The 15,300-nt window shown below is 54.2% G+C and carries 10 protein-coding genes; 8 read left to right on the top strand and 2 right to left on the bottom strand.

Annotated features, from left to right (window positions below):
- The first annotated feature begins 15 nt into the window (after nucleotides 1–15).
- The 8 genes from ABIC79_RS14610 (at nucleotide 16) to ABIC79_RS14575 (ending at nucleotide 11,009) form a co-directional block, all read left to right on the top strand.
- Complete coding sequence (locus tag ABIC79_RS14610; protein ID WP_013578126.1) at nucleotides 16–831, top strand: ABC transporter permease; 816 nt, start codon at nucleotides 16–18, stop codon at nucleotides 829–831.
- Nucleotides 828–2,417 carry an ABC transporter ATP-binding protein gene (locus tag ABIC79_RS14605; RefSeq protein ID WP_119262320.1) on the top strand — a complete coding sequence of 530 codons (1,590 nt, stop codon included), beginning with the start codon at nucleotides 828–830 and terminating at the stop codon, nucleotides 2,415–2,417. Before ABIC79_RS14610 ends, ABIC79_RS14605 begins: the two co-directional genes overlap by 4 nt.
- Nucleotides 2,418–2,653: 236 nt before the next feature.
- Nucleotides 2,654–4,318, top strand: a complete 1,665-nt coding sequence (locus ABIC79_RS14600; protein ID WP_013578128.1) for a methyl-accepting chemotaxis protein — start codon at nucleotides 2,654–2,656, stop codon at nucleotides 4,316–4,318.
- A 125-nt stretch (nucleotides 4,319–4,443) separates the two neighbouring features.
- Nucleotides 4,444–5,331, top strand: a complete 888-nt coding sequence (gene blaRAHN, locus ABIC79_RS14595) for an RAHN family extended-spectrum class A beta-lactamase (protein ID WP_241917383.1) — start codon at nucleotides 4,444–4,446, stop codon at nucleotides 5,329–5,331.
- A 102-nt stretch (nucleotides 5,332–5,433) separates the two neighbouring features.
- Complete coding sequence (locus ABIC79_RS14590) at nucleotides 5,434–5,847, top strand: hypothetical protein (RefSeq protein ID WP_041673406.1); 414 nt, start codon at nucleotides 5,434–5,436, stop codon at nucleotides 5,845–5,847.
- Nucleotides 5,848–6,401: 554 nt separating this feature from the next.
- Nucleotides 6,402–7,787 carry a diaminobutyrate--2-oxoglutarate transaminase gene (locus tag ABIC79_RS14585; RefSeq protein ID WP_354567600.1) on the top strand — a complete coding sequence of 462 codons (1,386 nt, stop codon included), beginning with the start codon at nucleotides 6,402–6,404 and terminating at the stop codon, nucleotides 7,785–7,787.
- An 18-nt stretch (nucleotides 7,788–7,805) separates the two neighbouring features.
- The gene (locus tag ABIC79_RS14580) at nucleotides 7,806–9,278 is read left to right on the top strand and encodes a pyridoxal phosphate-dependent decarboxylase family protein (protein WP_013578132.1); all 1,473 of its coding nucleotides are present in this window, start codon (nucleotides 7,806–7,808) and stop codon (nucleotides 9,276–9,278) included.
- 654 nt (nucleotides 9,279–9,932) lie between these two features.
- The gene (locus ABIC79_RS14575; RefSeq protein WP_166860990.1) at nucleotides 9,933–11,009 is read left to right on the top strand and encodes a mechanosensitive ion channel family protein; all 1,077 of its coding nucleotides are present in this window, start codon (nucleotides 9,933–9,935) and stop codon (nucleotides 11,007–11,009) included.
- Here ABIC79_RS14575 and treY read toward each other — a convergent pair.
- Nucleotides 11,006–13,516: a malto-oligosyltrehalose synthase gene (gene treY / locus ABIC79_RS14570; protein WP_314521777.1), complete on the bottom strand. Its 2,511-nt coding sequence runs from the start codon at nucleotides 13,514–13,516 to the stop codon at nucleotides 11,006–11,008. The two genes, ABIC79_RS14575 and treY, sit on opposite strands and share 4 nt — an antisense overlap.
- Complete coding sequence (treZ, locus tag ABIC79_RS14565) at nucleotides 13,513–15,300, bottom strand: malto-oligosyltrehalose trehalohydrolase (protein WP_354567597.1); 1,788 nt, start codon at nucleotides 15,298–15,300, stop codon at nucleotides 13,513–13,515. Before treZ ends, treY begins: the two co-directional genes overlap by 4 nt.

The raw sequence follows: 15,300 nt of genomic DNA, 5'->3' as shown, positions 1-15,300 counted from the left end.
TTAGGAATTGCTGTAATGCCTGCATTAAAACCTGCTTCGATACTTGGCCTGCTGGTGCTGAGTCTGTTTATTCTGATCGCCATTTTTGCGCCGTGGCTGGCGCCTCACGCGCCGGATCAAACGCTCGGGATGTCCTGGGATTTACCAGGACCGGATTCCATTCTCGGCACGGATAATCTCGGACGTGATTTGCTCTCCCGCCTGATCTGGGGCACCCGCGTTTCCCTTGGGGTGACTGCGCTGGCGGCGCTGGTGGCGTTTATCGTCGGTTGTACGTTCGGGTTTATTGCCGGACTGCGCGGCGGCTGGTTAGATCAGGTGATTTCCCGCTGCAACGATATCGTCATGGCTATCCCGACGCTGATCCTGGCGCTGATTGTGCTGGCCGTCTTGCCAAAAACCATTCTGGTGCTGACGCTGGTGCTCGGCTTGCTGGAATCGACCCGTGTGCTGCGCGTGGCACGATCCCTCGCGGTGGATATCGGCGTGATGGAATTTGTTGATGTGGCGCGGCTGCGCGGCGAAAGCCTCGGCTGGATCCTCTGGCATGTGATCTTACCCAATGCGCTTCAGACGCTGATTGCCGAATTCGGCCTGCGTTTTATTTTTATTCTGCTGTTTCTTTCTGCGCTGTCATTCCTCGGGCTGGGTATTCAGCCACCCACCGCCGACTGGGGCGGACTGGCGCGCGATAACAAAGACGGTATTTTGTTTGGCGTCTGGGCGGCGCTGGTGCCGGGTGGCGCCATCGCGGTACTGGCGCTGGCGGTCAACGCCGTGGCGGACTGGCTGATGAGCGGTGAGCGTCGTGTGTGGGGGAAAAAAGCATGAATGAGCACTTACTGCATGTCGAAAACCTGCACGTGGTGTCGCAGGGTAAAAATCCGCGCACGCTGGTGGATGACGTCTCTTTCACGGTGAAGCAAGGCGAAGTGCTGGGGCTGATCGGCGAATCAGGCGCAGGTAAATCCACCATCGGACTGGCCATTCTCGGGCACTGTCGTCAGGGGATGCGCATTCAGTCCGGCAGAATTACATTCAGCGGGCAGGAACTGACACAACTTTCTGACCGCCAGTTACGGCAGGTGCGCGGCAGGCAGATTGCTTATGTCGCGCAGTCTGCCGGAGCGGCGTTTAACCCGGCGATCACGCTCGGTGAGCAGGTGATTGAGGCGGCGCTGAAACATAAAATTTATCCCCGACAGCAAGCGCAGGCCAAAGCCATTGCGCTGTTTGAACAACTCGGCCTGCCGGATCCACAGGCATTTTATCAGCGTTATCCGCATCAGGTTTCCGGCGGTCAGTTACAGCGCGCGATGATTGCGATGGCACTGTGCGCCGGTCCTGAGTTGTTGATTTTCGATGAGCCGACCACCGCGCTGGATGTCACCACACAGCTCGGTGTGCTGAAAGCCATCAGCGATGTGATCCGCTTTTCCGGCGTCGCGGCGATTTACATCAGCCATGATCTGGCGGTCGTTGCGCAGATAAGCGATCACATCATGGTATTGCAGCACGGTAAAACGGTTGAACAGGCGGAAACGGCGCAACTGCTGAGCCAGCCGCAACAGGATTACACCCGCCGTTTGCTGCATGCGCAGGGCGGGAGCAAAACGCCGCAAACCGGCGATGCGCCGGTGGCGCTGGATATCCGCAACATCAGTGCGCGCTATCATGCGCAGCCGGTGCTGCAAAACATTTCACTGAGCTTGCCGCGCGGGCGCACGCTGGCGGTGATCGGCGAATCCGGCTCGGGGAAATCTACGCTCGGCAAAGTGATTTGCGGACTGCTCACGCCGCAAACCGGTGAAGTCAGTCTGAATCAGCAAGTATTACCTGCCAGTTTGCGCCAGCGCAGCCGCGTTCAGTTGCGCGATGTGCAACTCATTCATCAGATCCCCGACACGGCGCTGAATCCTAAAGAGCGTATTGGCAGCCAGATTTCCCGTGTGCTGGCCTGCTTTACGTCGCTGAACCGCAGCCAGCGTGAGGCGCGGGTCAGTGAATTGCTGGCGCAGGTCGGATTACACGCTGAACTTGCGATGCGTTTCCCTGCCGCACTTTCCGGCGGGCAGAAACAGCGTGTGTGTATTGCGCGGGCGCTGGCGGCTGAGCCAAAAATTATCGTTTGTGACGAGCCAACGTCGGCACTCGACCCGTTAGTCGCCCGCGATGTCCTGGCGTTACTGCGCCAAATCCAGCAGGAAACCGGCATTGCTTACCTGTTTATCACCCACGATTTACAGGTGGTACGTGAAGTGGCGGACGAAGTCGCGGTGCTCAGACAAGGCGTGATTGTGCGCCACGGCCCGGTGGCATCTGCACTCGCCGAACCTCTGGACGATTACACCCGCGAGTTACTGCGTTCGGTGCCTGAAATGCGGGTGGGCTGGCTGGAGGAAATGTTTGCTAATTAATACTTGTCCTCCTGCCCGGCGCTTTTGTTGTGCTCCTCCCCTTCGCAGGGGAGGAAGCAAAATGGTCATCCTTATTTACACTTTCGCAATATTAACGTCACTAAAGATTCCCTTATTTATACCGATAACCCTTTTGAATTAAATAAATCATTAGAAAGTCGTTCCGCTATGTAACCAATATTTTGAATTTTTTTTCATGGTATTTGTTTTATTGGCCAGGAAATAAGGGAAATAAAATGTTTAAACTGATCAACAATATGCGTGTCGGCGCCCGTTTAGGGGCCGCATTCAGCCTTGTCATTTTGCTTTTAGTCATTGTCAGCGGGATTGCAATCACCAAAATAAGCAGCATTAACACCAGTATTGAACAAATAATCAGCGACCGGTACGTGAAAGTCCGGCTGGCATTTGATGTTCGCGACGGCGTAAACGACCAGATTAAATATCTGCGGGGTATCGTTATCGATACTAAAAATCCTGAACAGAATAAAAAGCGTTATTTACAACTGGATGACACGGTCAAAAAAACCAATTTAGCGATGGATAAAATCGCCGCGATCCAATCCACCGTGACGGGCAAGCAGAAAATTAAAACGTTGCAGGAAGCGGGTGAAACCTTCGAAACGGCGAAAGAGCAACTGATTGCCTTAGCCCGTGCCGGTGACATGGACGGCGCGACCGAATTTGTTCTGCGCAAACTCACCACCTCGCAAAATGCGTATCTGGATCTGGCAACCGCATTTGCCAACTCTCAGGATCAGCAGTTGCAGGCTGAAGGTAAAACAGCGATAGCAGATGGCGCCACCGCCATTCAGCTGACGCTGATTTTCTCCGCGCTGGCGATTTTAATGGCGGCGGCGCTGGGCTATTTCCTGACGCGTTCGATCACCCGTCCATTGCATACCGCAGTAAAAGTGGCAGAAAACGTGGCGGCAGGGGATCTGACCACACAAATCCAGGTGATGTCGCAGGATGAAACCGGGCAGCTCATGCAGGGGCTGAAAAACATGAATGAAAACCTGCTGAAAATTGTGACCGAAGTGCGTGCCGGCACCAATGCCATCACCAGCGCGTCCAGCGAAATTGCTGCCGGAAACCTCGATTTGTCTTCCCGCACTGAACAGCAGGCCAGTTCGCTGGAAGAAACTGCGTCGGCGATGGAGCAGATGACCGCCACCGTGAAGCAGAACGCTGATAACGCGCGTCAGGCTAATCTGCTGGCCGCGCAGGCTTCCCGCGTGGCGGTGCAGGGTGGCGAAGTGGTGGGCGAAGTGGTGAATACAATGGAAGGTATCAACACTTCCTCGCGTAAAATCGTCGATATCATTGCAGTGATTGACGGCATTGCTTTCCAGACCAACATTCTGGCGTTGAACGCCGCCGTTGAAGCGGCGCGTGCCGGTGAGCAGGGCCGTGGATTTGCTGTCGTGGCTTCCGAAGTGCGCAATCTGGCGCAACGTTCTGCCAGTGCCGCGAAAGAGATCAAAGTGCTGATCGACGACTCGGTGGCGAAAGTGGATAACGGCACGCAACTGGTTGCCAAAGCCGGGGCTACCATGGCGGAAGTGGTGTCCAGCGTAAAAAATGTGACTGACATCGTGGGCGAAATTGCGATTGCCAGTAACGAACAAAGCACCGGCATTGAAGAGATCAACAAAGCCATCACTCAGATGGATGAAGTCACCCAGCAGAACGCCGCATTAGTGCAGGAAGCTTCGTCGGCGGCATACTCGCTCAATGAGCAGGCTGAGCGTTTATCTCAGGCGATCAGTATCTTTAAAGTCAGCGCCGGTTCGGCAACGGCGGCGGTGCGTAAAGCCGGGCAGACAAAATCTCCCGCCTTGCTGTCAAACCGTCAGCCGGTTCCGGCCGCTGATCAGGGCAACTGGGAAACGTTCTAAATCTCCTGTTAGTTTCTCAAAGTTTTCCGTTTCATGTTTAAAACCTGACAATTTCTGTCGGGTTTTTTACTTTCTGCCTCAGCTTTTGCCATAATCCCTTCGCCAATATAAAGGAGAAGGCTTTGATGATGAAAAATACCCTGCGTAAAACTGTGCTGATGGCGGCGGCTGTAGTGCCAATGCTCGCATTCAGTGCGGTGTCATGGGCGCAAACGGCGACAAAAATGACGTCTGTGCAGCAGCAACTTGCGGCGCTGGAAAAAGACAGCGGCGGTCGTCTTGGTGTGATGCTGATTAATACTGAAGACAATTCCCAGATTGCTTACCGCGCTGATGAACGTTTTGCCATGTGCAGCACCAGCAAGTTCATGGCCGCGTCAGCCATTCTTAAACAGAGCGAAACGCAAACGGAGTTGCTGAACCGCCGCGTCAGCCTCAAAAAATCTGATCTGGTAAATTATAACCCGATCACCGAAAAGCATCTCGATACCGGCATGACGGTAGGCGAACTGGCTGCCGCCGCCTTGCAGTACAGCGATAATACCGCCATGAATAAACTGATTGAGCAGCTTGGTGGCCCGCGGAAAGTCACGGAATACGCCCGTACGCTCGGCGATAAAACGTTCCGTCTGGACCGCACTGAACCAACGCTGAACACCGCCATTCCGGGGGATGACCGCGACACCACTTCACCGCGTGCGATGGCTCTGAGTCTGCAACACGTCACGCTGGGCAGCGCGCTGGCTGAACCGCAACGCGCGCAACTGGTGGAATGGATGAAAGGCAACACGACCGGCGCGATGAGTATCCGTGCGGGGCTGCCTGCGACCTGGGTGGTCGGCGATAAAACCGGCAGCGGCGATTACGGCACAACCAATGATATTGCGGTGATCTGGCCGGATAATAAGGCCCCGCTGATCCTGATTACTTATTTCACCCAGCCGGAGAAAGACGCGAAATCCCGCCGCGATGTGCTGGCTTCTGCTGCGAAGATTGTGACGCAGGGTTATTGATTTACGTTGAAAAGGACAAAGAGAAGGGCCCGCAAGAGCCCTTTTTGATTGCCGTGTAACGGGCAGATATGGGTTATTTTAGAAACAAGAGAAGGGAATAGAATGTCCAGGCCGTTTTCAGGATCTGCGCAGGCGCTCATGATGTCATTGCTGACGGGACAGGCTACGCACTGGCAGCGCGCGTGGGTTCCGCTACCGTTGACCTCTTCGGTCTGGCAATCAGTCAGCGGCGTTTTATTTTCCAAAATACTGCAACCGGTCTGGTGGTGCTGCCGTTGCCCTGAGCCTGTGGTGACGGTGAAGAAAAACACGGTGTACTGGCTGGCTCATCTGGTTCAGGAACCGGGTCCGGCGGCTGATAAACTGTGGATTGATGCGGTGCGAACGCGCTATCAGATGCAGACCAACAGCATCCTTCCGCCGGAAACCGATGCGATTTTGTCGCAGGTGTTCCAGGATTACGTCACCTTATATGAGTTCTACCGCAAAGGTCGGGTTAATGAGCTGAATAATTAGGGAAATATCCGAAGGGATTGTTTATATACGCGGCGGACATTATTCTCTGTATTATTTCTGTAATAACCGCACCGATGTCGCGGTGTAATATATTTCAAAATTTATATCTGACGGCTATTCAGCCAGTTACTGCACCGTACTTTAATATCATCGCCCATATAACAGCCGCAGGCTATAATTAAACAACTTTCCTGAAAGACTGTTCACCGGGCATCAACCTCCGGTGCGACGTCGTAGCCGCAGGGGTATTGATGCCTGACAACGGTGTGATTTTAAGCCTGATATGTCGCGTGTTGACCCGTCGTTCCGCAAGACGGATGTGCTTTTTAGTGCTTTATTAATGACCGTGTAACGGAGTTAAGTCAGCACGATCGTTCATTAAATCATCAACATATTGATTCCTATAGGAAAGAATAAACAAATCTATACAAAATAAATTATTGAGGTGGGGGCAAAAAAGCCATATATTGGCCGCGTTTTTCATACGCTTGTAATTTTCTTAATCAAATTTATTCAATTGTGGCGTTCTAATAACACACGGTTGTAGGAGAGATATGATGACGGATAAAGTCCGTATTGACAGTTTTGGTGCGAATTCATTAAACGGAAACAATGAAACCTATTTGGCAAGACAAGCTGAATTTGAATCGAATGTTCGGAGCTATCCACGTAAGTTGCCTCTGGCAATTGCGAAGGCCAATGGCGTTTGGATCACGGATGTTGAGAATAATCAATATCTTGATTGCCTGGCCGGTGCGGGTACGCTTGCTCTTGGACATAATCATCCTGACGTGCTGCAAAGCATCCAAAATGTCATTACCAGCGGCTTGCCGTTACATACACTGGATCTGACAACACCGTTGAAAGATCAGTTCTCTGAATATCTGCTTTCTTTATTGCCACAACAGGGCAAAGAGTATTGCCTGCAGTTCACCGGTCCGTCGGGTGCTGACGCTGTTGAAGCTGCCATGAAACTGGCTAAAAAAGTCACCGGCCGTAGCGGTATCATCAGTTTCTCGGGTGGCTACCACGGTATGACACACGCCACACTGGCGGTGACCGGTAACCTGTCTCCGAAAGAAGCTGTTAATGGCATGATGCCGGAAGTGCAGTTTATGCCTTACCCGCACCAGTACCGCTGCCCGCTGGGCATTGGCGGTGACGCTGGCGTTAAAGCATTAACCTATTACTTCGAAAACCTGATCAACGACGTTGAGAGCGGCGTTCGCAAACCTGCGGCTGTCATTCTGGAAGCGGTTCAGGGCGAAGGCGGCGTGAACCCGGCTCCGGCTGAGTGGTTGCAGCGCATCCGTAAAGTGACTCAGGAACACGGCATTCTGTTGATCCTTGACGAAGTGCAGGCGGGTTTCTGCCGTACCGGCAAACAGTTTGCCTTCGAACACGCGGGCATTGAGCCGGATATTATCGTGATGTCCAAAGCGGTCGGCGGCGGTCTGCCACTGGCGGTTCTGGGTATTAAGAAAGAGTTCGATGCCTGGGCTCCGGGTCACCATACCGGTACCTTCCGCGGTAACCAACTGGCGATGGCCACCGGCCTGACCACGCTGAAAATCCTGAAAGAAGAAAAAATCTCCGAGAAAGTGGCAGCGCAGGGTGAATGGCTGAAAGCCAAACTGGCTGACATGCAGAAACGCTATCCGGTTATCGGTCACGTGCGTGGTCTGGGCCTGATGATCGGTATTGAGATCGTCAAACCCGACGAAGCGCAGGATCACATGGGTTGCTATCCGGCTGACGGTGAATTGTCTGCATTGCTGCAGAAAAAATGCTTCCAGGCTGGCCTGATCCTCGAACGCGGTGGCCGTAATGGTTGTGTGCTGCGCCTGTTGCCTTCCCTGCTGATCACCAACGATGAGCTGGGTATTTTCCTCGATAAGTTTGAGCAGGCGCTGTTAGCGGCTGGCATCAAACCTGTCTGAGCGGAGTAAGAGATTCTGATGTCCGAGTTAAACCCGATTCTGGCAGGCTCAGCGCAAAGCACTGAAGCCTACCAGCAGGCCATTGCGCAGAGCAGTGAAGCTGTTGTGCAGTGGCTGAAACAACCTGAGATGTATCAGGGCAAAACCGTTGCTGAGCTGCGTGAACGTATCAGGCTGGACTTCAATCCAAACGGTCTGGGTAACCAGGCCGCGATTGAACGTGCGATTGAGTACTTTTTAAAAGACAGCCTGTCTGTGCATCACCCGCAATGTGTGGCGCATTTGCATTGCCCGAGTCTGGTGGTCAGCCAGGCGGCGGAAGTGCTGATCAACGCCACGAACCAGAGTATGGACTCCTGGGATCAAAGCCCGTCAGCAACCATCATTGAGATGAAGCTGATCGAATGGCTGCGTACTCAGGTGGGCTATCAGGCTGGCGACGCAGGCGTGTTCACCAGCGGCGGCACCCAGAGCAATCTGATGGGGCTGATGCTGGCACGCGATGCCTTCTTCGCGCGTCAGGGGCATTCCATTCAGCAGGATGGGCTGGTCGGCAATCTGCGCAAGATTAAAGTGTTATGTTCTGAAAACGCGCATTTCTCTGTGCAGAAGAACATGGCGCTGCTCGGTCTGGGCTATCAGTGTGTCACGCTGGTGAAAACCGATGAGTTTGCCCGTATGGATCTCAACGATTTGCGCGAGAAAGTGGCACAGGCGCAAGCCAGTGGCGATCAGATCCTGGCCATTGTGGCGACAGCCGGTACCACCGATGCGGGGGCTATCGACCCGCTGCGTGCTATTGCTGAACTGGCGGCAGAGCATCAGATTTGGGTGCATGTGGATGCGGCATGGGGCGGTGCATTATTGCTGTCCGAAAAATACCGCAATTATCTGGACGGCATCGAGTTAGTGGATTCCATCACGCTGGACTTCCACAAACAGTTCTTCCAGACCATCAGCTGCGGCGCATTCCTGCTCAAAGAAGAGCGTCATTACGAGCTGATGCGTTATCAGGCGGCTTACCTGAACTCTGAGTTCGACGAAGCGGCTGGCGTACCGAATCTGGTGTCCAAATCCCTGCAAACCACCCGTCGTTTCGATGCACTGAAACTGTGGATGGGGCTTGAAGCATTAGGGCAGAAACAATACGCCGCGATTATCGATCACGGTGTGACGCTGGCGCAGGAAGTCGCGCAATATGTGACTTCTGAAGCCGCGCTGGAACTGGTGATGAAGCCGCAACTGGCGAGTGTTCTGTTCCGTTATCGTCCTGAGCAACTGGCGGGCAGCAGCGATGCGGCTATTGCACTGCTGAACCAGAAAATCGGCGATGCGCTGCTGGAATCTGGCCGTGCTAACGTCGGTGTGACCGAGCATAATGGCGTCACCTGTCTGAAGCTGACCTTGCTGAACCCGACAGTAACGCTGGAAGACGTGAAAGTCCTGCTGGCGCTGGTTGAGAAAACCGCACAGCAATTGCTGAACGCATAAGTCATTACTGAAGCATAAGTTTCGTTCTGCGTTAACCCGCAGCAAAAAGCCGGTGATACAAAAGTATCACCGGCTTTTTTACGTCTGAATGACTTTCTGACCAGGATAATTCTTAATGCTGAGCGACAGGCAAAAAAGAACCCACCTCATGGGTGGGCTATTTAAGGGTATGGTGCTTACGATCCGCTGCTCTTGCGTCAGCTGATCTAAGAGTAATCCCAGACCCCTGTCCTGTTCAAGTCATTGACAAAAAAGTGCCACAAAGAGCGCATATTTTTGGGTGGCAGAACGCTTTTCGCCTCATGCCCCGCACTCACCCAGACGTTATCACTCACCTTACCGGGCCTTTGTTATCCGTTTCGGGCACCGATTATCAGCGCGGCGACCAATGCAATTGAAACGAACGACATATAACCAATCACTAAAGCTCTTTTCATATCAAGCACCTCAGTTGAACGTTTTTCAGAACATCGGGCTCACGCCAGAAATCATAGTAAACCGGACAGAACGTAATATAAATACCGATGACGTTAAGACGTCTGCAAAGTTTTACCTCTGCGGCAACGCCGGTTGTCTACCGACCTTTCCTATTCCTGACCCCTGCGCTGACCTGTTTCCTATACTGGAGGTTTGTGATTAATTCCGGGAGGGAAGATGAATTTTCTATCACGCTTTGATTTTATCGCGCTGGTGATGGCGCCGGTGTTCTGGATAGGTGTCGCGACGATGTGTGTCGTCACGCTTGTCACGTACTGGCTGCTGAGCTGGCTGGTCTCGTTTTTGCGCAAGGGCGTAAAACGCTGGGGGGAGGTTAATGAGGCCAGCCACCGGATTCGTTTTATTCTGGGCGAGATCCTCAACCGGACGAGTAATTTACTCATTTTCATTGCGGCTTTTTTGTTCAGCCTGAGGTTCGTTAATCTGCCCGATAATCTCTACAACACCATCAGTCACGCATGGTTTCTGGTGCTGGCGTTCCAGATGGCATTGTGGCTGGATCAGGCGGTGGTCTCGTGGTTACGTCATATTATGCGTCAGCCCGGTATGAACAAAAATCCGGTAACGCTGGTGATCACCGGGCTGATTTTCCGGGCGGTAGTGTGGTCGGTGATGCTGCTGTCGATACTGGCGAATGTGGGCGTGAACATTACCGCGCTGGTCGCCAGTCTGGGCGTGGGCGGTATCGCTATCGCGCTGGCGATCCAGACCATTCTCAGCGATGTGTTCGCGTCATTATCTATCGGCTTTGATAAGCCTTTCGAAATTGGCGATTTCGTCGTTTTCAATGATGTTGCCGGTACTGTCGAACATATTGGCCTGAAGACGACCCGGATACGCAGCCTGAGCGGGGAACAAATTGTTTGCGGTAATGCCATCCTGCTCCAGCAAACGCTGCATAACTACAAACGCATGCAAACCCGCCGCATTGTTTTCAATTTTGGTGTCGCGATTAGTACGCCGCCGGAAAAGCTGCGCAATATCGGTGACATGGTAAAGGAAATTATTATTGATGTCGGCGAAACGAAATTCGACCGCGCACATTTGCTGGGTTTTGGTACCGATCGCCTGAATATCGAAGTGGTCCACATCGTCAATACTGCCGATTACAATAAATACATGGATATTCAGCAGGAAATTAATATTCGTATTATTGAAAAGCTGATCGAGCAGGGGATCGAAATGGCATTGCCGAATATGATTGTTAAAACCCAGGCAGAACGCGACCGTTAAGATGGCGAGGACGCTATCAGTATGACCGGGGAGAAGCCAGGCCAGACAGCCATGTCTAGCTGGTCGCTCAGCGTAATTTCTTTATCGCTGAACAGATCCCGGTAGTGCCGGTAAGCAAGGTGGGGCGGCAGTACAATTTCCGCCTGCGGGAACCCCCGGGCTGGCAAACCCAGCACCAGACGCGGTGCCGCAACAATCACCGCATCGTCATTGTGCACCCGCGCAAACGCGATGATGTTTTCGGCGTGCTTGCCGGTTGCACTGAGCGGAACATAGTCCCCCTGCTGAAACAGCGCAGGTTTTTGCTGGCGAAGCCCGGCGAGCGTCGCCACGAGGTATTGTTTCAGCTGGCCGTTCAGCTTTCTTTCTGCCTGGCCCCGGCCCGTTTTATCATCCTGTCGTAACAACCGCGCCAGTCCGGTGAAATCCGGCAGACGACGGTTATCCGGATCAACAAGGCTGAAATTCAGCGCCTCGCTGCCCTGATAGATATCCGGTACGCCCGGCGCCATCAGTTTGATTACCGTCTGGGTCAGGCTGTTCACCAGTCCGGCATGGATAAATGGCTGGATCGACGCGTGGAAATCTTGCAGGAATAGCCGGTTTTCCGCTGAAAGCAGATGATGCGCGTAATCCAGCACGGCCTTTTCATAGTCTTCGTTGTTGTTATCCCAGTTGGTGCGCAGCTTGGCTTCCCGCAGCGCTTTTTCGACGAAACTCTGAAATCTTTCGTCGAGCTCCTGTAAACCCTGTTCATCTTCAGGCGTCAGCGTGACCGGCCACGCGCCCGCCAGCGCCTGATACAGCATCCATGTCAGCGCAGGGCGCGGTGCCGGGCCATCGGGAAGCATAATCACCTTTGACTCGTTCATCCGGTGCCAGCGTTTTACACAGGCGGCCCAGTCTTGTGGCGCTTCGGTCAGCGTAAACAGTCTGGCGCGGGCATCTTCCCCCCGTTTGGTGTCATGCGTGGATGTCGCGGAAAGCGCCGCCGGTTGCTCTTCGCGGCGTTTTATCATCTCCGTATGGAAGCGGCTGAGGGAGAAGGTGCGAATTAACGGTTCAGCGCCGACTTCGTTCAGCGCCAGTTCCATGTTCTGGCGGAAGAAAAGTGTGTCTTCCACCGATTTTGCCATCAGCGGTCCGGTCAGTTGCTGAAAGCGGGTACGGAATAAACCGGCCTGCGATGCCGCCGCAGCAGAGGTTTCTCCACAAAGAATGCGCGCCAGAAACGCAAGGATTTCAGGCTGAACGGCAAGGGCCGGGGCGCTGACCTTGCGCAGGATCTTGTGCAAAAGCGCGGTGTCTTCTGCGGGCATACCCTGTTCGGTGCCGTAAGTGCGGTACACCGGAAAGGCGATCAGTAATTCGCGCAGCGCGGTACGGATATCATTTTCGTCATACATCGTGCCCCCGGTCCCGGCGATGCTGTTCGCCAGTTTCCACAGCGTGGTGTACTCGCCTTCGAAATTCTTTTCCACCATCATAAGCTTGGCCGCACGCAGCTCGTTGCGCATGTCCACCGGCTTGCCGACCACGCTGTCGTAAAGCTCACTAAACACCGCGATATTTTCATCGTTGACCAGCACATCCGAAAGCGAGGCAATGAACTCATAGCCGGTGGTGCCGGAGACCGGCCAGTCCGGCGGCAGGCGCTCGCCTTTGCCCAGAATTTTCTCCACCGTGATATAGCAGTCCGGCCCGGCCTTCTCCCGCAGGCGTTCAAGATAGGCTTTGGGATCGGCAAGACCATCCACATGATCGACCCGCAGGCCATCGGCCACGCCGGAGCGGACCAGCTCGAGGATCAGCCGGTGCGTATCATCGAAAACCCCCTCGTCTTCCACGCGCACACCCGCGAGGCCGGTGATTTCAAAAAAGCGCCGGTACGAGAGTTCACGGGGCGCGTCACGCCAGCACATCAGGCGGTAGGGCTGGCGCTCATGTAATTCAGTCAGTTCTGTTTTGCTCAGGTCATCTGTTTTAGACGCCGTGAGAGTGCCGGGCGCAACGGGATAATAGGTATCGAAATAGGCGAAAGCGGGCTGACCGGTTTTGGGATCAGGCTTCAGCACAATGTCGCCTTTTTCCAGCGCATCCTCAAAAGCGTCCCCGAGGAAAGGCAGCGTCAGGCGACGCGACCAGTCGATATCAAAATGGCGTGCATAACGGCTCTTTTTGCCATGTTCAATGACGTCACGCCACCAGATATTCTCAAGTGAGGCCGCCATATGATTGGGCACAATGTCGAGGATCAGCCCGATCCCCGCCGCTTTCAGCGCCTGTACCATACGGTCGAAACCTTCACGCCCGCCAATCGTCGGGTCAATTTCGTTGGCGTTGGTAACATCGTAGCCGTGCGTGGAACCAGACGTCGCTGTAAACACCGGGGAAGCATAAAGATGGCTGATCCCAAGTTGTTTTAAATAGGGGATAAGCCCTGTCGCGGTGTCAAAGTTCAGTCCATTACGGAACTGAATGCGGTAAGTCGCGGTGGGGATTTTCACAGTAAGACTCCTGGCGCAAAACGGACAATAAGGGAAGCGGGCACCGACGTCGCGGCATCCTGCGGCCAGGCAAAGATCGTTTCTCCTGGCAGTTCAGGAAGCGGATGCGTGTCCTGGCCAACGTTGAGTACCAGCGAAAGCGTGCCACGGGGGAATGTCCATTTAACGGAGAGAAAACCGGTTGAGGTTTCGACAATCTGGCCGACTTCTCCTTTCGCAGGCGTCAGTAAGGGCACGATGTATTTCCGGCGCAGCGCCAGCAGCTTGCGGGTCAGCGCCAGGGTGTTTTCGCCTTCGGGATGTGTCAGTTTCTGCCAGTCAAGTTTCGAATTTTCGAACGTGCTGAGAGCGTTAGGATCGGGGACCGCGTCGTTGCCGTAACCGTTGTGTCCTTCAAATTCACGGGCGCGCCCCTCGCGAACCGCCTGCGCCAGCTCACCTTCAAAATCGGTGAAGAACAGAAACGGATTGGTTTCGCCGTATTCTTCGCCCATAAACATCAACGGAATATGCGGCGATAACAATAAGGCGGCGAACAGAACGCGCGTACGTTCAGCGCCAGCCAGCGTGATCAGCCGGTCGCCGTGCGCACGGTTACCAATCTGGTCGTGATTTTGAATGAAATCGACAAAGGCTACCGGCGGCTGTCTGCGGCTGACCGTACCGCGCGGTTTAGCGGTTTGCGGCGATTTTTCGCCCTGATACGCGAAACCTTCCGCTAACGCGCGTGCCGCCAGTTTCTCAGGGTTCTGCGCGAAATCCTGATAGTAGGCGTGGGTTTCACCGGTGCTGAGAACGTGGATGGCGTTATGGAAATCGTCATTCCATTCGGCGGTAAACAGTGGCACGGTGCCGTCGGCATTACGCGGGTGTAAAAAGATGACGTTGCGGCTGTCTTCGGTGGTCAGATGCACCGGGCGATCGGTGATCGCTTCGCGAATTCGTTCGGCGATTTCAATCAGAATATGCGGGGAAGAGGTGTCTTTCATCTGATCGATGGCGTCAAAGCGCAGACCGTCAAGCCGGTATTCTTTTAGCCAGTACAGCGGTGCTTCCACGATATAGCAGCGGGCCGCTTCGTTTCGATAATCGATGCCCGCACCCCAGGCCGTCATGCGTTGAGCATCGAAGAAATCCGGCGCGAGCAGTGGCAGATAATTGCCTTCCGGACCAAAGTGGTTGAGCACGATGTCCAGCACCACGGAGATGCCGACACCGTGCGCCGCATCGACAAACGCCTTGAAATCATCCGGCGAACCATAAGCGGAGTGAGGCGCGTACAGCAAGACACCGTCATAACCCCAGCCGCGTTGCCCCCCAAATTGTGAGAGCGGCAGCACTTCAATCATGGTGATGCCGGTTTCTGCCAGATAAGCGAGTTTTGCCTGCGCGGCGCTGAAAGTGCCTTCGGGTGTGAAGGTGCCGATATGCATTTCATAGACGACGGTTTCTTCCCACGGGCGGCCTTTCCAGTGGTGATTTCGCCATGCATAGCCCGATGATGAGGTGACCAGGGAAGGACCGTTGACGCCTGCCAGCTGGGCGCGCGAGGCAGGATCAGGAACCGGCATGCCATCGGCCAGAATAAACTGGTACTCCTGACCGGCAGAAACACCGGTTGCCACAAGCTCGAACCAGCCGTTTTCCGTCGGCTGCATTTCTCTGTCTTCGTCGGAAAGTCTCAGCGTCATGTTGGCCTGACCCGGCGCCCGGACCCGAAAGCGAACTGTCCCGGCGGAAATGAAACTGGCCCCCCAGCTTGTCGTCAATGCATCGCGTTGCAT

Origin of the sequence: Rahnella sp. 2050 (assembly GCF_040544515.1) — a bacterium.
GTDB classification, from domain to species: Bacteria; Pseudomonadota; Gammaproteobacteria; order Enterobacterales; family Enterobacteriaceae; genus Rahnella; species Rahnella aceris.
The sequence above is the reverse complement of the archived record's forward strand: the minus strand, read 5'-3'. Positions and strand labels throughout refer to the sequence as shown.